Below are 19,332 nucleotides of genomic sequence, written 5' to 3'. Positions count from 1 at the left end.
CGGATCGTCTGATGAACAAGGCCATGCAAGCCCCAACGGCTTGCGTGGCCTTGTCGTTGCGTTGGTCCGGGCTCAGATCCTGCCCATCAGCAGCAGTATCAAAAGCACCACCAGGACGACGCCGACGATGCCGGAGGGGCCGTAGCCCCAGGATCGCGAGTGCGGCCAGCTCGGCACGGCGCCGATCAGGACGAGAACAAGGACGATGATGAGGATGGTGCTGATCGGCATCGGAAGCTCCCGCTTTGCGTGCTGCTCGGAGACAACGCTTTGCGTTGCTCCTGGGGACAATGCAAAAGGCCGCCCGGTTGTTCCGGACGGCCTTTTTTGTCTGGCTGATCGAATGCAGCTATTCGGCGGCCTTCGGGAAGGCGATTGCCGGTTCGTCAAGCGGACCTGGTCTTGGCCCTGCGACCGTATCGGGCTTCTTGTCGCGCCGGAACAACCGGCGGAAGAACGCATAGAAGCGGCTGTCCTTGCTGCGTGTGAACACCATCAGCATTGCTGGTGTCACCACCAGCGTCAGGATGGTGGCGAAGGACAAGCCGAAGACGATCGCCGACGACAGCGAAATCCACCACTGGGTCGACGGGGCGTTGATCGTTGTCTCGTGGTGGAAGATTTCGAGGCCGAGGCCGAAGGCGATCGGCAGCACGCCGAGGATGGCCGACATGGCGGTCAGCACCACCGGCCGCGCACGCTCGCGGCAGGTCTGCAGCACGGCGTCCATCTTGTCCCAGCCTTCTTGGCGCAGCCGGTCATAAGTGTCGATCAGCACGATGTTGTTGTTCACCACCACGCCGGCCAAGGCGATGACGCCGATGCCCGACATGACGATCCCGAACGGCTGGCCGGTGATCAGCAGCCCGAGCAGCACGCCGATCGTCGACATGACCACGCAGGACAGCACCATCAGCACGCTGGTGAACTTGTTGAACTGCATGAGCAGCACGATGCAGATCATGAAGATCGCGGCGCCGAAGGCCTTGCCAAGGAAGGCTGAGGCTTTTGCCGACTCCTCGTCCTGGCCGGCGAGCTTCCAGCGTATGCCCGGAAGCTCCATCTCGGCCATCTTCTTCTTGACCTCGGCCTGTGCCTCCGCCGGCTGGGTGCCGGTCGCCAGATTCGCCTGAACGATGACCGTTCGCTGCGCATCGATGCGGTTGAGGATGCCGGTCGTCAGTTCGGGTTCGCGGCTGACGAAATTGGAGATCGGCACCGACCCTTGCGCCGTTTGCACCCGCAATTGGTCCAGCGTCGCCAGCGTGCGGCGATCCTCGGGCAGGCGCAGTCTGATGTCGACGGCATCGTCGGCCCCTGCCGGACGATACTCCGACAGCTTCAGCCCGGTTGTCACCAGTTGCACGACCGTGCCGACCGAGGCCGGGCTGATGCCGTATTGTGCGGCCTTGGCGCGGTCCACCTTCAGCGCCCAGTCGATGCCGGGCGGCGGCAGCCCATCCGAAATGTCTATGACACCGGGCACCGTCTTCAGCATTTTGGCCACTTCGCGGGCCTTGTCGTTCAAGCCGGCAGGGTCGGTCGCCGACAGGCGGACCTGGATCGGCTTGCCGGTCGGCGGACCGGCATCCGGCACCCTGACTTCGACGTCGACGCCGGGAATGCCGGCCATGGCGACGCGCAGGTCGGAAAGCACGTCATTGGCGGGCTTGCGCTGGCGCCAGTCGACGAATTCGTACTGGATGACGCCGATGACATCCTCGGCGACGTCGTTGTTGGCCGATCCCTGCGCCTTGCCGGCGCGTGTGTAGACGGACTTGATGCCCGGCCAGCCGAGGATGCGCTTTTCCGCCTGGCCGACGGCCGCGTCCATCTCGTCCAGCGAGAGGTTGCCGCGCGCATGAACATAGAGCAGGCCGTAGTCCGGCTCGACGTTGGGAAAGAATTCGACGCCATTGCCCTTCTGGACATAGGTGTAGACCGAGCCGACCAGCAGCGCGACCGTCAGCAGCAGCGTTATGATCGGATGGCGCACGGCAAGCTTGACAGTGCCCATATACAGGCCGTCCTTGTGTTCCGGCTCCTTGTGCGCCTTGCCGAAGATGGCGCCCAGCGTCGGTGTAAAGACCAGCGCGTAGAGCATCGAGGCGCCGAGCGTCACGATCAGCGTGATCGGCATGTATTTCATGAACTCGCCGACGATGCCCGGCCAGAACAGCAGTGGCGAGAAGGCGGCAATGCGCGTCATGGTCGCGGCGATGACCGGTCCGGCCATGCGGTTGGCGGCCAGCGCATAGGCCTCCTTCTTGTCCATGCCCTCGGTCATTCGCCGTTCGGCGAATTCGGTGACGATGATGGCGTCGTCGACCAGCATGCCGACGGCCAGGATCAAGCTGAACAGCACGACGATGTTCACCGTGAAGCCGAGCAGCGACAGCATCAATATGCCGAGCAGGAACGATGACGGGATCGCCAGCCCGATCAACAGCGAGGCACGGCCGGACAGTGCATAGAGAATGACGATGAACACCAGGATGACGGCGATCATCACATGGTTCTGCAGGTCGCCGAGCAGCTGCCGGATCGATGTTGACTTGTCCTGGCTGTAGGAAACGATGCTGCCTTCGGGCAGCTTCTTGGCATACTCGTCGGCGATCGCCTTCACCGCGTCGACGGTTTCGACGAGGTTGGCGCCGATGCGCTTCTTGACTTCGATGGCGATGGCCGGCTTGCCGTTGAGCCGGGTGATCGTCTCGGCATCCTTGTAGGTCGAGCGGATGGTGGCGATGTCGCGGGCGCGTACCACGGCATTCGGGCCGGCGATCACCGGCAGGTTGGCGACATCTTCCGGCGTCTCGATCAGAGACGGCACCTTGACCGCATATTTTCCTTCGGCGCCCTCGATGTTGCCGGCCGCGACCAGGCTGTTGGAGGCGCCGACACCGGCGATGAGCTGGTCGAGCTGCAGTCCATAGGACGACAGCTTCACAGGATCGACGATGACCTCGACGAGATCGTCGCGCGCGCCTTCGAGATCGGCTTCGAGCACGCCCGGAACCTCTTCGATGCGGTCACGCAGGTCGCGCGCCGCCGCCGTCAGCGCCCTTTCCGGGACGTTGCCCGCCAAAGTCACAACCAGAACCGGGAACTCCGAAAGGTTGACCTCGTTGATGGTGGGCTCGTCGGCCGATTGCGGCAGGTCGCGCTTGGCGTCCGAAACCTTGGCGCGGACATCCTCCAGCGCCGTCGACAGATTGGCGCCGGGGTTGAATTCGACCAGCACGTAGCCACCGCCCTGGAAGGCGGCCGAGCGCATTTCCTTGACGTTGGAAAGGCTCTTCATGCGCGTCTCGACCGGACGCAGCAGCAACCGCTCCGAATCCTCGGGCGAGATTCCCTGCAGGCTCAGGCTGACATAGATGATCGGAATCTGGACGTCCGGCTCTGCTTCCTTCGGGATGGACATATAGGACAGCGCGCCGGCCACGATGAAGAAGATCATGAAGGACAGCGTGAGCCGCGCATTGCGGATCGCAAAACCAACGATACCCATTCGCAAAGTTTCCCGTTGCCTGTTGTGTTGCGCCGCTTACTGGGTCGCGCCGGTGGCTTCGCCGATCAGCTTCTTGATCATCGCCGGATCGGCTTCGACGGCGTTGACTGTATCGCCTTCGGTCACCAGGTCCTGTCCTTGCACAATGATGCGGGCATCCTTGGGAATGCCGCCGAGCACCAAGCCCTTTGGCGAATCGTCGACAAGATCGATCGGGTAAAAGACGACCTTGTTGTTCTTGTCGACGGCGCGGATGCCGAGATCGCCCTTGTCGCCGAGCGTTACCACCGAACGCGGCAGCATGACCGCATCGGTCGGCTGCGCGCTGAGCGAAATTTCCGCCGTCATGCCCGCCGGCAGAGCGCCGTCGGCATTGGGGATGGCGACCTCGATACGGAAGGTGCGGGTGGCCGACGACGCATCGCGGCTGATATAGCGCACCGTGCCGTCGACAATCTGGCCACTGACCAGTCGCACATTCGCCTTATCGCCAATCTTCAAATATCCGAGATCGCTTTCGCTGACCTCGCCCCGGGCGACAATGGGATCGAGGCTGAGAATGGTGGCGACCTCGCCGCCCTGCATGACGGCGCTGCCAAGCTCCACCGGCACGCGGTCGATGATGCCGTCGAAGGGCGCCTTCACCTCGTTGCGGTCAAGCTCGGCTTGCATGGCTTCCAGCTGTGATTGCGCCAACGTCAAATTGGAGCGGGCGGTATCGAGCTGCAGCTTGGGCAGATTGCCGGTTTTCATCAGCCGCAGGGCGGCTTCGAGCTCGGCCTGGCGCTGCACCAGAAGCTGCTTGGCATTGTCGACAGCCGAGATCTTCTCCTCGGCAGCCAGCATCAGCACCAGATCTCCGGCCTTGACGTGCTGGCCCTGCTTGACCGGCAACTCGGCAATGACGCCAGCCACCCGCGTCGCCAGCACGGCGCGCTTGTCGGCTTCGGTCAATCCCGAAATGCGGATGGCGCGGGCATAGGTGGCGCGCGGCGGCGTCACCACGGCGACGGTGCGAACCGGCGGCTTTGGCTGTTCGACTTCCGCTGCCTTGGGCTTGTTGTCGACGGAGGCGCTGCCGACGGACGAGAACACGCCCGTCCCAACCCACGCCGCGAAGCCAACAAGCACGACAACGGCTGCAAGCTTGTGAAACCTGATCTTCATCATCGTTTTTCCACTGTGCGGGGCATGGCCAGGCCGCGTCTTCTACTCGGGCGCGCTGCCGATATGGGTGCGCGCAAGGCCGTGTTCAATTTGCCGTGAACGGCGAAGCGCGCTTCTACATCAAAGTTGCACCGCAAAATAGTCAGAAAAGTTGATGGGTTATGGTGCCACCGGGCAGGCGCACCCGCCATTCCCAGGCTTCTGGCCGCCTGCCAGCCCGCTTTCTCTGGTCTTCATGCTCGTGGCAGTAGGCGTCAGGATAATGTGCAACCTCTCAACTATGTGAAGTAACCAGGGGCGAATCCGTCAGGTAATCAGCCTCAACAGACGGAAAAGCCTCTCGAATGTCTTGCCATAGGGTGGACGCAACAAGCCACCAGCACTCAGCTTGGACTGCAGGAAAACCGGCTTCTCCTTGCTGAAGGTGCGAAAGCCCCATTCGCCGTGGTAGGCGCCCATGCCACTGGCGCCAACACCGCCGAAGGGCTGTCTTTCCTGCACCAGATGCAGCATGCAATCGTTGATCGTGACACCGCCGGCGATGGTTTCGCGCAGGATCCGCTGGCGGTTGCCGTGATCGCGCCCGAACCAATACAGCGCAAGCGGCCGCTCCACCCGGTTCACGTGATCGATGGCGTCGTCGATCGTGCCGTATTCGATGATCGGCAGCACCGGCCCAAAAATCTCTTCGCGCATCAGCCGCAGATTTTCGCCTGCGTTCCTGACCAGGGTCGGCGTCATCTTGCGGTTGGTGGCGCCGAGGTCTTCGCCGGCCGGGTTGATCTCGATGATTTCGGCGCCGCTCTCGCGGGCCTCGGCGATCATATCGCCAAGGCGCTGACGATGCCGTTCGCTGATGATTGAGGTATAGTCGGGGTTGTCGCGCAGGCTCGGGTAGAGCCGCTTCATGGCCGCGGCAAGTTTTGCGGCGATCGCCTCGCTCTGCCCTTGCGGGACGAGCAGATAGTCGGGCGCGATGCAGGTCTGTCCGGCGTTCAGAAGCTTGCCATAGGCGACACTGGCCACCGCCGCATCGAGATCGCAGGACGCGTCGAAGATGGCCGGCGACTTGCCGCCGAGTTCGAGCGTGACCGGCGTCAGATTGGCCGCCGCCGCCAGCGCGACCTGACGGCCGATTGCGGTCGAGCCGGTGAACAGCAAATGATCGAACGGCATCGATACGAATGTCTTTCCGACGTCGGCATCACCGATGACGACGCTCATCTCGTCGGGCGCAAAATGCTTGCCGACCAGTCGATCGAGCAGCGCGGAGAATTGCGGCGTCAGTTCGGACGGTTTGAGCAGAACGCGATTTCCCGCGGCCAACGCGGCAGTGGCCGGCGCGATGGCGAGCTGGAAAGGATAGTTCCAGGGCGACACGATGCCGACGACACCGACCGGCTGCGGAAGAAGGCGGTTGCGTCCCGGCAGAAACGGCAGGCTGGTGGCAACGCGGCGCTCCCGCATCCATCCGCGCAAATGCGCCAGTGCATGCCGTATCCCGGCGCGGACGACGAACAATTCCGCCAGCCGCGTCTCCTCGGCCGACCGGCCGCCAAAATCGGCGTCGATGGCGGAGCATATTTGGGCCTCATGCTGCTCGGTGAGCGCCAGCAGGCGCTTGAGGCGATCCTTGCGGACGTCGAAGCCTGGAAAGGGCTCTTTCTCGAATGCCCTGCACTGCAGCTCGAACAATGCGCCGAGGGCATCCTGTCTGGTCTGCAACATCGCAACCTCCCGTTTACGTCTAGGTAAGCTACAACGCGCCATGGGCCGAATCCAGCACTTCCCCGGTTCCCCTGGGGAAGCACTGCGCCACACCGGTCCTGACGGACTGATCTATGCCTGACGGCGTACCTGCTCAGGCCTTTTGCGCGCCGCCAGAAATTCCTTGACCCGCCGGCCAGGTGCGGGACCACGCACCGGCTTGAAACCGTCATCGAGTTCGCCGGAGAGATCGAGCGTCGGCCGCTTGCCGACGGCGTCGTAATTCTCCTCCAGCCAGTCGCTGGCTGCGGTGCGGCCGAGGTCGCGCAGATAGGCCAGGAAGGCCCATTCGGCATTGACCTTTGACGATGCCGACAGGTCCTTGAACGCCTCGTCGGCATCGATGCGGTGCATGCGGATGTCGCGGTATTCGCCATGCGGCAGGCGGCCGGCGGCGATCAGTTCCTTGACGAAGGCGATCGAACGGAATTCGCGCAGCAGCCCGGCATTGAAGGTGATCTCGTCGATGCGGTTCTGGATTTCGTTGGCGCTCTTCGGCGTCCCTTCGCGCACCACCGGATTGATCTGCACCAGAAGCACATCCTCGGTCGCCGCCGTCTTGAAGAACGGATAAAGCGCCGGATTGCCGCCATAGCCGCCATCCCAATAGGGCACGCCCTTGATCTCGACGGCCTGGAACAGTTGCGGCAGGCAGGCCGAGGCCATCACCGTGTCGAGGTCGATCTCGCCGTCCGAGAAGACGCGCAGCTGCCCGGTCTCGACATTGGTGGCCGAGATGAACAGCTCCATCGATTTGCAGGCACGCACATTGCCGAAATCGATCTCCTGTTCGACTACGTCGCGCAGCGGGTTGAGGCCGAGCGGATTGGCGACATAGGGCGAAAACACCCGCGACATGGTGTCGAAGAAGAAATAGCCGGGCGTGTTCTCGATCGACCAATTGCCCCAGGCGACATCCCACGGCATGCGCTGCACCGGGCTGAAGCGGCCCTTGGCCGCCACCGCGCGCCAGAAATCGTCGAGCTTTTGCCGCGCGCCGTCGACTCCGCCGCGCACAAAGCCGTCGGCCAGCGCCACCGCATTCATGGCGCCGGCGCTGGTGCCGGAAACCGCTGAAATGTCGAGCCTGCCATCCTCCAGCAGCCGGTCGAGCACGCCCCAGGAAAAAGCGCCGTGCGAGCCTCCGCCCTGCAGCGCAATGTTGATCTTCTTGGTTTCCTCCGCCTTGCCGTTCTTCGTCATGGCGTTCCTGTCTGTCTGGATGCTGCGGTCGCCTCATCGCGCCCGGGAATCGGGCGGTTGGGCTGCAGCGGACTTATGTTGCAGTGCAGCATATAAGTCCTGACCAAGGCAAGAACACGAACACGGTCGCGTGATCACATGAAATTTCGGTCATGAAGAAAAAGCCTCTCCACTTCGAAGCGGAGAGCTGGCTTCGAACGCTGGGAAGCTCAGGCCACCAAATCCGGCACCGGGCCGACATAGCGCGACTGCGGCCGGATCAACCGTCCGGTCGCCTGTTGCTCACGCGCGTGCGCGATCCAGCCGGCCATCCGCCCGGCGGCAAAGACATTGCTGAACGCCTCTTTCGGAAAGCCCGCCGCCTCCAGCAGCAGCGCGGTGTAGAACTCGACATTGGTCTGCAGCGAGCGCGTCGGCTTGGCGACCCGGAGCACGTCGAGCGCGGCCTGCTCCACTTTTTCGGCGAAGGCCAACCGGCGACCGGTTTCGCCCTGGCCGCCGAGTTGCCGCACCACCGCTTTCAGCACGTCGGCGCGCGGATCGCGCACCCGGTAGATGCGGTGACCGAAGCCCATGATGCGTTCGCCATGCGCGACCTCGTCGCGCAGCCAGCCGGCGGCATCGCCATGCGCATCGATCGCATCCAGCATCTCGATCACCGGTCCAGGCGCCCCGCCATGCAGCGGACCTTTGAGGGCACCGAGCCCTGCCAGCACCGACGATGTCAGGCCGGCCTGCGTCGATGCCACCACGCGCGTCGCGAAGGTCGATGCGTTGAGGCCGTGATCGCAGACGGTCACCAGATAGGTGTCGAGCGCCGTGGCCAGCGCCGGTGACGCGGCAGTGCCGGTCAGCATCCTCAGCATGTCGCCGGCATGATCGGCGTGCGGGTCGGGGGCGATCGCCGGCGCCCCACGCTTGGCGCGCAACAGGGCCGGCGTCAGCACCGCAGGTGCCGCGATCAGCCGCAGCGCATCCATCAATGTGTCGCCGTCCGGCAGCATCGCAATGCCGGCGCGCATGGCGCTGTAGATGTCGAGCGGCGCCAGCGAGGCAAGCATCGGGTGAAGCCGCGCGAGGACGTTAACGCGCGCCTCGCCGATCCTCTCCGCCAGTTCCGCATCGCCCGGAAGATCCTCGAAGAAGCCGTCGAGCAACAGGCGAACCACCTGTGCGTAGCGCCAGCGGCCGGCCAGTTCCGGCAGCGAATGCCCGCGGATGGTGAGACGACCGCCAAGACCATCGACGTCGGAAAGCACTGTCTCCGCCGCCACCACGTCATCGAGCCCGTTTGCCATGGCTGTCTCCTTGACCAATTTCGTATTGGAGATAATGGTGAGCGATCGAATCATCAATCTTGATCAAGTGAATCAATATGTCGGAGCGTCAACATGTCGGAGTGGTTGACCCGGGAAGAGGCGATGGAGCGCCTGAAAGTGCGCCCGCAGACACTCTACGCCTATGTCAGCCGTGGCCGCATCGGCATGCGGCCGGACCAGGCCGATCCGCGCCGAAGCCAGTATCGCGCCGACGACATCGCGTCGCTGGCGACCCGCCGGGCGCGCGGGCGAACGCCCCAGGCCATCGCCGAAAGCGCCATCGCCTGGGGTGAGCCGGCGATTGCCACCGGGATATCGACCATCGTTCACGGCCGCCTCGTCTATCGCGGCCAGGATGCGGTTGCGCTCTCCGAGAAGGCCTCGCTGGAGGACACGGCAAGGCTGCTATGGGCATCCGATGGTCCTGTGTCGTTCGCTTCGCCGGCCCCTCACAGCGGCCAGGAACGCGGCCGGCCGGCTGCCTTCGCCAAACTGGCTTTGCTGGCAGCCGAGGGCCGGCCTTCGCTCGGACGCATGCCGGCTTCGCTGCATCAGGATGCGGCTGGCGACATCGGAGTTATCGCGCAAGCGTTGGGCGCGGTTGCCGGAACGGCTGCCCTCCACATAAGACTGGCGCGGGGCTGGTCCGTTGACACCGCAGGCGCAGCCCTGATCCGCCGGGCGCTCGTCCTGTTGGCCGATCATGAATTGAATGCATCGACCTTCGCAGCGCGTGTCGCCGCCTCCACCGGGTCGCCGATTGCCGCTTGCCTGCTGGCCGGCCTCGCCACGCTTTCGGGACCGCGCCATGGCGGCGCCGGCGAGGCGGTCATGATCCTCGCGGAGGATGCGCAAAGGCTGGGACCGGACACGGCTGTCGAGCGCTGGCTTGGTCATGACAGGCCAATGCCTGGCTTTGGCCATCCGCTTTACCCCGAAGGCGATCCCAGGGCTGAAGCCTTGCTGGCTGTCTCCAAGGTCGATCGTGGGTTCTCACGGCTACGCGACGCGGCCTTTGCCGCAACGGGCTTGCGCCCGAACATCGATTTCGCCCTGGCGGCGTTGACCCGCAGCCTGCGCCTGCCGCCCGATGCGCCGTTCCGCCTGTTCGCGCTCGGCCGCAGCATCGGCTGGACCGCGCACGCCGTCGAACAGGTCACCAGCAACGGCCTGATCAGGCCACGCGCCCGCTACGAGGGACAGTTGCCATAGCTTTCCGGGTTGCGGGATTCTCGATCACTCGCAAAATCATTCGGTCCGCGAGCTTTTGACCTCACGACATGGTGTCGAGCTTGCGCTGCATGGCGGCGATCTGTTCCTTCAGATCCTGAAGGTCGTCGGATTTTTCCGGCGCTTCCTTCCTGGCCGGCTCGGTCGGCGCCGGAGCCGGAGCCGGGCCATTCGAGCCGACGGGCGGGAATGGCGTGAACAGGCGCATGGCGTTCTGGAACATTTCCATGTTGCGCCGCGTCTGTTCCTCCAGCGCCTTGATCGGCGTGGCGATTTTCATCATGTCGAGCGGCGACTTGACCAGCGCGCCCTTCATCTGCTCGCGAAAGCGCTCCTGCTCCTTGGAGAAGGCCATCATCGACTGTTCGAGGAAGCTCGGCACGATCATCTGCATCTGGTCGCCGTAAAAAGCGATGAGCTGGCGCAAGAATGGGATCGGCAGCATGTTCTGCCCATCCTTGTTCTCCAGTTCGAAGATGATCTGGGTCAGCACCGGATGGGTGATGTCGTCGCCGGTCTTGGCATCCTGGACGGTGAACTCCTGGCCCTTCTTGACCATGTCGGCCAGGTCCTCGAGCGTCACATAGGTGCTGGTGCCGGTGTTGTAGAGACGGCGGTTGGCGTATTTCTTGATAATGATCGGATCGTCTTTCGCGGCCATCAGTATCCTCCCCGGGACCCCGGCTGGCCTGAGTAAGCAGCCGGTGACGATTGCGCCTCTTTCGAGGATATGCGCAAAAGCGTCACAATTCCAAGTGGTTTGTGCAGTGCGGCATCAATTAATGCTGCATGGCAGGCACAATATGCTGCGCAGCAAAGGCGGTGCCGTTGGCGTGAGCACGTGCGGCATGCTTGCAGCGCATGGCCGGCATGCCCATTTCCGGTTTGACTTGGATCATGGAAAGGGCAAGAAAAGTCTCCAACCATAGCCAAAAAAACAAGCTCGAAGTCTGGAGAAGAAAATGTCCGCTGCCAATGCCATCGTTGTCGCCAGTGCGGCGCGCACCCCCGTCGGCTCCTTCAACGGCGCCTTCGCCAACACGCCCGCGCATGAGCTCGGTGCCGTCGTCATCCGGGAGCTGCTGTCGCGAGCCGGTGTCGAACCGGGCGAGGTCGACGAAGTCATCCTCGGACAGGTGCTGACCGCCGCGCAAGGCCAGAACCCGGCCCGCCAGGCATCGATCAATGCCGGCCTGCCCATAGAGACCACCGCCTGGGGCCTCAATCAGGTTTGCGGTTCGGGCCTGCGCGCCATTGCGCTCGGCATGCAGCAGATCGCCGCCGGCGACGCCAAGCTGGTCATCGCCGGTGGACAGGAATCGATGTCGCTTTCGGCGCATGCCCAGCACCTGCGCGCCGGCGTCAAGATGGGCGACTTCAAGCTGATCGACACCATGATCAAGGACGGACTGTGGGACGCCTTCAATGGCTATCACATGGGCAACACCGCCGAAAACGTCGCTCGCCAGTTCCAGATCACCCGCGACGACCAGGACCAGTTCGCACTGGCCTCCCAGAACAAGGCCGAGGCCGCGCAGAAGGCCGGCAAGTTCCAGGACGAGATCGTCGCCGTCACCATCAAGGGCAAGAAGGGCGACACCATCGTCGACCAGGACGAGTACATCCGCCACGGCGCCACGATCGACGCCATGACCAAGCTGAAGCCGGCCTTCGACAAGGACGGCACGGTGACCGCCGCCAACGCGTCGGGCATCAATGACGGCGCTGCCGGCGCCCTGCTGATGAGTGAAGCGGAAGCCGTCAGGCGCGGCATCGCCCCGCTGGCGCGCATTGTGTCCTGGGCCACCGCAGGCGTCGATCCGGCGATCATGGGCACCGGACCTATTCCCGCCTCGAAGAGGGCGATGGAGAAGGCCGGTTGGTCGGTCAAGGACCTCGACCTTGTGGAGGCCAACGAAGCGTTCGCGGCCCAGGCCTGTGCCGTCAACAAGGGCATGGGCTGGGATACCTCGATCGTCAACGTCAATGGCGGCGCCATCGCCATCGGCCACCCGATCGGCGCGTCCGGCGCCCGCGTTTTCAACACGCTGGTCTTCGAAATGCGTCGCCGCGGCGCCAAGAAGGGCCTTGCCACACTGTGCATTGGCGGCGGCATGGGTGTCGCCATGTGCGTCGAAGCGCTCTAAGAGAAGAAGTGAAATAGCGAATAGGGAGTAGCGAATAGGGAAGAATGGCGTCAGCGCGATGGGACATCAGATCCCTACTCGCTATTCGCTACTCCCTATTCACTCTCCCGACCAAAGGGAGGAGAGCGCATGAGCAAGGTTGCAATCGTCACTGGTGGGTCGCGCGGCATTGGTGCGGCGATATCGATCGCGCTGAAAAACGCCGGCTATTCCGTTGCCGCCAATTATGCCGGCAATGACGAAGCAGCGGCGAAGTTCAGCGCGGAGACCGGCATCAAGACCTATAAATGGTCGGTCGCCGACTACGATGCCTGCAGCGCCGGCATCAAGCAGATCGAAGCCGACCTTGGTCCGGTTTCCGTGCTGGTCAACAATGCCGGCATCACCCGTGATGGCATGTTCCACAAGATGACACGCGAACAGTGGAAAGAGGTCATCGACACCAATTTGTCCGGCGTCTTCAACATGACGCATCCGCTGTGGGGCGGCATGCGCGACCGCAAGTTCGGCCGCGTCATCACCATCTCCTCGATCAACGGCCAGAAGGGCCAGGCCGGTCAGGTCAACTATTCCGCCGCCAAGGCCGGCGACATCGGCTTCTCGAAGGCGCTGGCCCAAGAAGGCGCACGGGCCGGCATCACCGTCAACGTCATCTGCCCCGGCTACATCGCAACCGAGATGGTCAAGGCGATCGACGAAAAAGTGCTCAACGAACGCATCATCCCGCAGATACCGGTCGGCCGCCTCGGCGAACCCGAGGAGATCGCGCGCTGCGTCGTCTTCCTCGCCTCCGACGAGGCCGGCTTCATCACCGGTTCGACCATTTCCGCCAATGGCGGCCAATACTTCGCCTGAGGCTTTGGCGTCCCTCGCTGACAACCGATGTACCGGCCCAACGGCCGGTACCCGCGACGAGGCAGCGAGCCTGACAATAGCCGTCAGGCAGCGAGCTTCAGCCCTGGCTTGGCTGCAGGCTTGGTCTGGGCGATCAGATCCGGCCGGCGGGAAGGCGCCGGCAGCCGGGCAAGTGGCGCCCGGCTGAGACCTGACAGCTTCAAGGCGATGCGACGCTTCAGGAATGGATTGAGGTTCAGCAGCGAAAGCGCCAAATTGCGGACGAGGCGCTTCACGGGGCTGCGGGCAAGCGCCATCTCGGTCATCCTGCCAGCCAGATCAAGCACCTCCTGGGCTGCCGGACGCCGCAGCGTTTCATAGACGTCGAGCTCGGCCTCCGCGCGCACCCCGTTCACAACATCGGCAAGCAGTTGGCCAAGCACGACCGCGTCAACGATGCCGGTGTTCATGCCTTGCCCGCCAGCCGGGCTGTGCACATGCGCGGCATCGCCCATCAGGAACAACCGGTCCTTGCGGTACGAGCGGACCAGGCGGTGATGCACGCGAAAACGCGAGCTCCACGTCAGGCCGAGCACCCGGGCCTGTTTCCCGGTCGGCCCACGGCTGTCGAGCAGCGCCTGGATGTCGGCGACCTCAGGCTTTTCCGGTGCGTTGTCCATTGTTGCGACGATGCGGTACGACCCGTCCGGAAGCGGCGCCACCACCACCAGCCCGGCCGGCGCAAAGAACAGCGACACTTCGGTCGGCCCAACGGGCCAGTCGAGACGAACGTCGGCAAGGACGAAGGAAGCGTCATAGGCTGCGCCGTCGAACTCGATGCCGGCGGACTTGCGCACCAGGCTGTTCATACCATCGGCGCCAACGACGTAGCGTGCCGATATCAGTTTCTCGCGGCCATTCTCGACCACCGTCACATGCGCACCGTCGATGTCCTGAGCGACCGCCTTGGCCTCGACTGCGCGGTGAATGACCCCGCCCAGGGCGGCGATGCGTTCGGCGAACACCTGCTCGGTCAGGTTCTGCGGCAGCATCATCAAATAGGGATGCTTTGACGGAAGCTTGCCGAAAGCGAGGTTGAGCAGCGCCCGGTTGCGGTCGCGGAAGGCAAATTTCTGCAGCTTCAGGGCAAGTTCGCCCAGCCGCGGCGTCACGCCGAGAGGCTCCAGCGTTTCCAGCGTCTGCGCGTGAATGACGCCGGCGCGCGAGCTCTGAAGGCCCTGCTCCAGCCTGTCGATCAGAACGTGGTCGACACCGGCCTGGTGCAACACGATGGACAGCGCCATGCCGGTCGGGCCGGCGCCAATGATCATCACTTCTGTTGTATAGGGTAGCATTTCTCTCTCCATTTATCAACGAGTGTTGACTTTTTAATCGACGCCATTGCATTTGTCAACAGTCGTTGGCATATGAGGTTCATGATCGAGAATCAGCCTATGAAAATCAGCAAGTCGGACCGCACGCGGACCCATATCCTCGAAGCCGCACGGCTCCTGTTCGCCGAGCACGGTTATGAGGGCGCCTCCATTCGCGACGTCGCCGCGCAGGCCGCTATCGATCCGGCCATGGTGATCCGCTATTTCCGCAGCAAGGACGAACTGTTCGCCAGGGCAGCGGTCGTCGATCTGCAATTGCCGGAATTGCAGGTGATCGACCGCAGCGCCGTCGGCGAAGCCCTGATCAGACGTTTCCTCGAAATCTGGGAAGGTCCGACCAGCGGTCCCGGCATGGCAATTCTGCTGCGTTCGGCAACCTCGAACGAATTTGCCGCCGAGAAATTGCGCGAGGTGTTTGCCAACCAGGTGTGGCCAGTGGTTGGGTCGGCCGGAGCCGCCGCCGATGCGGGTCGACGGGCCGGGCTCGTATCAAGCCAGCTGCTGGGTTTGGCGATGTGTCGATACTTGCTGCGGCTTCCGCCCGTCGTCGCCTTGTCCCACGACGAAATCATCCTGAACGTCGGCCCCACATTACAGCGCTATGCAACGGGAGAGGACGTATCTTAAAACGGGCCGTTGGCATTGTCAGCCGAGGCTCGTCGTCGTGCATCGACGGATGAGCACGGCGCCGATCTGTGCCACTCCGGTACGCAGATGTTAACGGCAACAGCGCCGCCTGTGCGAAACCTGTTAGCAAGCCTGTGGATTCTCGGTGGAAAACCTGTTCACAACACAAGATATTGGGGTGAACAAACCGGGAAAATCGGGCCATCGCTGATTCGTCGCCCATTCGTTCCGGCTTTGACCGGAACGTTAACGGCGAAGTCTGAAACCACCCTCCAAATGATTAAAGCGCGTTAGGAAAGATCAACAATTTCATAATCTTGGGCAAGGTCCGCCGCAAGGATCCGATCCTTCCCCGGCAAAGGTTAACATCAGCGTTCGCCTGCATGAATCGGGCCAGTTCCAGCGATTCAGCATGTGGTGAGACTCGCCGGTCAAAAATCCACATGTAGCCGTGAACAAAAGCTGAATCTGCATGAGTCACTGATTCGTCGCCGATTCGTTCCAGACTCGTTCCAACTGTTAACCGCGGACGGATTCGGCCCTCGAACGCGACCCTCGGACAGCAGGCAGGAACATTCCGCTTTCGCTTCGCGCACGAAATCCCTATGTGTCGCCTGTCACACGCGCCACATTAAGGCGCGCTCCCGACAACACGGCAGAAAGCCTTATTTCCAGGTCGATGAACATTCAGCCGAAACACACTGAGCCGCTGATCCTGTCGGGCCGCGACGTGACCGCCGTGCTTGGCCCGACCAACACCGGCAAAACCCATCTCGCCATCGAGCGCATGGTGGCGCATGAAAGCGGCATTATCGGCCTGCCGCTCAGGCTGCTTGCCCGCGAAGTCTATGCCCGCGTCTGCGAGAAGGTCGGCGCCCACAAGGTGGCGCTCATCACCGGCGAGGAGAAGATCCAACCGGCAGGCGCCAGATATTCCGTCTGTACCGTCGAAGCCATGCCACGCGAGACCGACGCCGCCTTCGTTGCCATCGACGAGGTGCAGCTGGCCGGCGATCTCGAACGCGGCCACATCTTCACCGACCGTATCCTGCATCTGCGTGGCCGCCAGGAGACGTTGCTGCTGGGCGCCGCCACCATGCATGGCATCCTGCAGCGCCTGCTGAAGGGCGTCTCGGTGGTGACGCGGCCGCGGCTGTCGCATCTCGCCTATGCCGGATCGAAGAAGCTGACCCGTTTGCCCCGGCGCACGGCGATCGTCGCCTTCTCCGCAGACGAGGTCTATGCCATTGCCGAACTGATCCGCCGCCAGCAGGGCGGTGCTGCCGTCGTGCTCGGCGCGCTGTCGCCCCGCACCCGCAACGCGCAGGTGGCGCTGTTCCAGTCGGGCGATGTCGACTACTTGATCGCCACCGACGCCATCGGCATGGGCCTCAACCTCGATCTTGATCACGTCGCCTTCGCCCAGAACCGCAAATTCGACGGCTACCAGTACCGCAATTTGACGGCGGCCGAACTCGGCCAGATCGCCGGTCGTGCCGGCCGGCATCTGCGCGACGGAACCTTTGGCGTCACCGGCCAGGTCGATCCGCTCGACGAGGAACTGGTCAAGCGGATCGAAGGACATGAGTTCGATCCGGTGAAAGTGCTGCAATGGCGCTCTGCCCGTTTCGACTTTGCCAGCCTCGATGCGCTGAAGCGCTCGATCGAGACCAACGCGCCGGTCGAAGGCCTGACGCGGGCGCTGCCGGCGGTCGACGCTCAGGCGCTCGAGTATTTGTCCCGCGACGAGGACATAAAGGCGCTGGCCACCGACCCCAAACGCGTTGCGCTTCTGTGGGAAGCCTGCGCCCTGCCCGACTACCGGAAGATCGCGCCGGCCCAGCATTCGGACCTCATCGCCTCGATCTACATGGACCTGGCCAGGCACGGTCATGTCGACGAGAACTACATGGCCGAGCAGGTGCGCCGCGCCGACACCACCGAGGGCGACATCGACACGCTGTCGCACCGTATTGCCGAGATCCGCACCTGGACATTCGTGTCCAACCGACCCGGCTGGCTGGCCGATCAGGCACACTGGCAGGAAAAGACGCGCGAAATCGAAGACAGATTGTCGGATGCGCTGCATGAGCGGTTGACGAAACGCTTCGTAGACCGCAGGACTTCCGTCCTCATGCGGCGCCTTAGAGAAAATACCATGCCTGAAGCCGAAATCAGCCCAACCGGAACCGTCCTTGTCGAAGGCCACCATGTCGGCGAGTTGCAAGGATTCCGCTTCACCGCCGACCAGAGCGCCGGCGGCGAAGACGCCAAGGCCGTGCGTGCGGCAGCCCAGAAGGCGCTTGCCGCCGAGTTCGAGGCGCGCGCCGAACGCTTCGGTGCCTCGTCCAATGGTGATATCGCGCTCGGCTCGGACGGCACGCTGCGCTGGATTGGCGCGCCGATCGGCACGCTGGTTTCGGGCGACGAAGCCCTGAAGCCGCGCCTCGTGCTGCTGGCCGACGAGCAGCTCACCGGCCCCGCCCGCGACAAGGTCGCGGCGCGCGCCGAGCGCTTCGTCAATTTCCAGATCGAATCCCTGCTGAAGCCGCTGGTCGACCTCAAGAACGCCGAGCAGATCACCGGCATCGGCCGCGGCATCGCCTTCCAGCTCGTCGAGCATTTCGGCCTCATCAACCGCCGCGACATCGCCGAGGAGATGAAGTCGCTCGACCAGGAGGGACGCGCCGCGCTCCGCCGCCTCGGCGTGCGCTTTGGCGCCTACCATGTCTTCGTGCCGGCGTTGATCAAGCCGGCTCCGGCCGGTCTGGTGACGCTTTTGTGGGCGCTGAAGAATGACGGCAAGGACAAGCCGGGGTTTGGCGACGTGGTCCACGCGCTGGCTTCCGGCCGCACCTCGGTGGTCATCGACCCAGCTTTCGACAAGACCTTCTACAAGCTCGCCGGCTACCGCAATCTCGGCCGTCGCGCCGTGCGCATCGACATTCTGGAGCGGCTGGCCGACCTGATCCGTCCGGCGACCAACTGGAAGCCCGGTCTCGGCCAACGCCCCGAGGGCGCCTATGACGGCCAGGCCTTCATGGTGACGCCGCCGATGATGTCGATCCTCGGCGCCACCGCCGACGACATGGAAGAAATCCTCAAAGGCCTCGGCTATCGCGCCGAGCCCAAGCCGGCGGCCGAAGTGAAGGCGCGGCTCGAAGCGCAGGACAATGCCGCGCGTGAAGCCGCCGCAGCCAAGTTGGCGGCGGAAGAGGCTGCCCGCGCCGAGCAGGCCAAGGCGGCAGAAGCCGCGACTGCCGATACGGCTGTCGAGGCGCCAGCTGAAGGTTCGGAGCCTGATGCGGCTGCCGCTACCGAGGTTGCAGCCGAGGCTGTCGCGGAGCCTGTTGCCGAAGCAGCAGCGGAGGCCGTTGCGGACGCCCAGCCGGAAACTCCGGTTGCGGTCGCGGAAGACGCGCCGCCGGTAGCCGAAGCCGCAGCAGAAACCCCTGCGGAACCAGCGGCTGAGGCCGAAGCTGTCGAGGTTGAAGCCGCACCGGCAGAGCCCGAGGCGGAAGTCGAAGTCGTCGAAGCGGAAGCAGCATCGGCAGAACCGGTAACCGAGGCTTCGGCCGCGAGCGAAGATACAGCGGCTGAGCCAGCCGTGGTGGCGGAAGCCGCCGCCGGCGAGCCTGTGCCGGAGGCCGAAGCGCCAAAACCCATCCTGTTGTGGCGCCAGGGTCGCTTCGACCAGCGCCCGCGCAATCGTCAGCACGAAAACCGCGGCCGTCCGCGCAACGGCCAGGCCGCGCGCAATGATGCGCCGGCGGACGCCGCCGGCGGGCAGCCGGCAGGCGCGCCGGGCGATCGGCCGGCCCATCCGGGACGCCGCGATCAGCGCGACGGTGCCGGCAAGCCGCGCTTCGACCGCTCGAAGTTCAAGCCGAAGCCGCAAGGCGAAGGCGCAGAGCGCCGCGAGGGCAAGCCGCAGGGCGAGCGTCCCGATCACCGCGATAACAGGTCCGCCTGGAAGGGTGGCAGACCGGAGGGCAAGGGTGGCGCGCCGGGCGCAAAGCCCGCCTTCCAGCCCAAGCCGCGTGAGGAGCGGCCGGTACGCTTCGACCCGGACTCGCCCTTCGCCAAGCTCGCCGCCTTGCGCGACCAGCTGAAGAAGTAGCCTCGGTCCG

13 protein-coding genes are annotated in these 19,332 nt (G+C 63.9%); 5 read left to right on the top strand and 8 right to left on the bottom strand.

Features of this window, described 5'->3' with window-relative positions:
- Positions 1-72: 72 nt before the first annotated feature.
- From AC1DVW_RS18835 to AC1DVW_RS18810, 6 genes are all read right to left on the bottom strand, one after another.
- Complete coding sequence (locus tag AC1DVW_RS18835; RefSeq protein WP_477325025.1) at positions 73-231, bottom strand: DUF3309 family protein; 159 nt, start codon at positions 229-231, stop codon at positions 73-75.
- A gap of 118 nt (positions 232-349) precedes the next feature.
- Positions 350-3,514, bottom strand: coding sequence for an efflux RND transporter permease subunit (locus AC1DVW_RS18830; RefSeq protein WP_477325023.1), 3,165 nt, complete (start codon positions 3,512-3,514; stop codon positions 350-352).
- Between the two features lie 36 nt (positions 3,515-3,550).
- Complete coding sequence (locus AC1DVW_RS18825) at positions 3,551-4,684, bottom strand: efflux RND transporter periplasmic adaptor subunit (protein WP_477246197.1); 1,134 nt, start codon at positions 4,682-4,684, stop codon at positions 3,551-3,553.
- A 303-nt stretch (positions 4,685-4,987) separates the two neighbouring features.
- Positions 4,988-6,409: a coniferyl aldehyde dehydrogenase gene (locus AC1DVW_RS18820; RefSeq protein ID WP_477325021.1), complete on the bottom strand. Its 1,422-nt coding sequence runs from the start codon at positions 6,407-6,409 to the stop codon at positions 4,988-4,990.
- 111 nt (positions 6,410-6,520) lie between these two features.
- Positions 6,521-7,651 (bottom strand): patatin-like phospholipase family protein, encoded by a 1,131-nt coding sequence (locus tag AC1DVW_RS18815; RefSeq protein ID WP_477325019.1) that lies wholly within the window; start codon positions 7,649-7,651, stop codon positions 6,521-6,523.
- 209 nt (positions 7,652-7,860) lie between these two features.
- Complete coding sequence (locus AC1DVW_RS18810) at positions 7,861-8,949, bottom strand: citrate synthase/methylcitrate synthase (protein ID WP_477325017.1); 1,089 nt, start codon at positions 8,947-8,949, stop codon at positions 7,861-7,863.
- Positions 8,950-9,042: 93 nt separating this feature from the next.
- On the opposite strand from AC1DVW_RS18810, the gene AC1DVW_RS18805 reads away from it, so the two are divergent.
- Positions 9,043-10,182 carry a citrate synthase family protein gene (locus AC1DVW_RS18805; RefSeq protein ID WP_477325015.1) on the top strand — a complete coding sequence of 380 codons (1,140 nt, stop codon included), beginning with the start codon at positions 9,043-9,045 and terminating at the stop codon, positions 10,180-10,182.
- A gap of 61 nt (positions 10,183-10,243) precedes the next feature.
- Here the strand turns inward: AC1DVW_RS18805 and phaR are convergent, their stop codons facing one another.
- On the bottom strand, positions 10,244-10,861 hold the full coding sequence (gene phaR, locus AC1DVW_RS18800; protein WP_477325013.1) for a polyhydroxyalkanoate synthesis repressor PhaR: 618 nt from the start codon (positions 10,859-10,861) through the stop codon (positions 10,244-10,246).
- A 301-nt stretch (positions 10,862-11,162) separates the two neighbouring features.
- Between phaR and AC1DVW_RS18795 the strand changes: the two genes are divergently transcribed.
- Together AC1DVW_RS18795 and phbB are read left to right on the top strand one after the other, a co-directional pair.
- Positions 11,163-12,347, top strand: a complete 1,185-nt coding sequence (locus AC1DVW_RS18795; RefSeq protein WP_477325011.1) for an acetyl-CoA C-acetyltransferase — start codon at positions 11,163-11,165, stop codon at positions 12,345-12,347.
- A 129-nt stretch (positions 12,348-12,476) separates the two neighbouring features.
- Entirely contained in the window at positions 12,477-13,202 is a 726-nt protein-coding gene (gene phbB, locus AC1DVW_RS18790; protein WP_477246183.1) for an acetoacetyl-CoA reductase, read from the top strand.
- Between the two features lie 83 nt (positions 13,203-13,285).
- Here the strand turns inward: phbB and AC1DVW_RS18785 are convergent, their stop codons facing one another.
- Positions 13,286-14,536 (bottom strand): FAD-dependent monooxygenase, encoded by a 1,251-nt coding sequence (locus AC1DVW_RS18785; RefSeq protein ID WP_477325009.1) that lies wholly within the window; start codon positions 14,534-14,536, stop codon positions 13,286-13,288.
- A gap of 99 nt (positions 14,537-14,635) precedes the next feature.
- Between AC1DVW_RS18785 and AC1DVW_RS18780 the strand changes: the two genes are divergently transcribed.
- Both AC1DVW_RS18780 and AC1DVW_RS18775 read left to right on the top strand, forming a co-directional pair.
- On the top strand, positions 14,636-15,202 hold the full coding sequence (locus AC1DVW_RS18780; protein WP_477325007.1) for a TetR/AcrR family transcriptional regulator: 567 nt from the start codon (positions 14,636-14,638) through the stop codon (positions 15,200-15,202).
- A gap of 679 nt (positions 15,203-15,881) precedes the next feature.
- Positions 15,882-19,322, top strand: a complete 3,441-nt coding sequence (locus tag AC1DVW_RS18775) for a helicase-related protein (protein WP_477325005.1) — start codon at positions 15,882-15,884, stop codon at positions 19,320-19,322.
- Positions 19,323-19,332: the final 10 nt, after the last annotated feature.

Source organism: Mesorhizobium sp. P3_B5, assembly GCF_056402815.1.
Note: the sequence above shows the minus strand (reverse complement) of the source record. Positions and strands in the feature narration are given on the sequence as shown.

Coding starts and splice junctions, on each gene's coding strand:
- AC1DVW_RS18835 (WP_477325025.1), bottom strand. CDS start 231: ATGCCGATCAGCACCATCCTCATCATCGTCCTTGTTCTCGTCCTGATC.
- AC1DVW_RS18830 (WP_477325023.1), bottom strand. CDS start 3,514: ATGGGTATCGTTGGTTTTGCGATCCGCAATGCGCGGCTCACGCTGTCC.
- AC1DVW_RS18825 (WP_477246197.1), bottom strand. CDS start 4,684: ATGATGAAGATCAGGTTTCACAAGCTTGCAGCCGTTGTCGTGCTTGTT.
- AC1DVW_RS18820 (WP_477325021.1), bottom strand. CDS start 6,409: ATGTTGCAGACCAGACAGGATGCCCTCGGCGCATTGTTCGAGCTGCAG.
- AC1DVW_RS18815 (WP_477325019.1), bottom strand. CDS start 7,651: ATGACGAAGAACGGCAAGGCGGAGGAAACCAAGAAGATCAACATTGCG.
- AC1DVW_RS18810 (WP_477325017.1), bottom strand. CDS start 8,949: ATGGCAAACGGGCTCGATGACGTGGTGGCGGCGGAGACAGTGCTTTCC.
- AC1DVW_RS18805 (WP_477325015.1), top strand. CDS start 9,043: ATGTCGGAGTGGTTGACCCGGGAAGAGGCGATGGAGCGCCTGAAAGTG.
- phaR (WP_477325013.1), bottom strand. CDS start 10,861: ATGGCCGCGAAAGACGATCCGATCATTATCAAGAAATACGCCAACCGC.
- AC1DVW_RS18795 (WP_477325011.1), top strand. CDS start 11,163: ATGTCCGCTGCCAATGCCATCGTTGTCGCCAGTGCGGCGCGCACCCCC.
- phbB (WP_477246183.1), top strand. CDS start 12,477: ATGAGCAAGGTTGCAATCGTCACTGGTGGGTCGCGCGGCATTGGTGCG.
- AC1DVW_RS18785 (WP_477325009.1), bottom strand. CDS start 14,536: ATGCTACCCTATACAACAGAAGTGATGATCATTGGCGCCGGCCCGACC.
- AC1DVW_RS18780 (WP_477325007.1), top strand. CDS start 14,636: ATGAAAATCAGCAAGTCGGACCGCACGCGGACCCATATCCTCGAAGCC.
- AC1DVW_RS18775 (WP_477325005.1), top strand. CDS start 15,882: ATGAACATTCAGCCGAAACACACTGAGCCGCTGATCCTGTCGGGCCGC.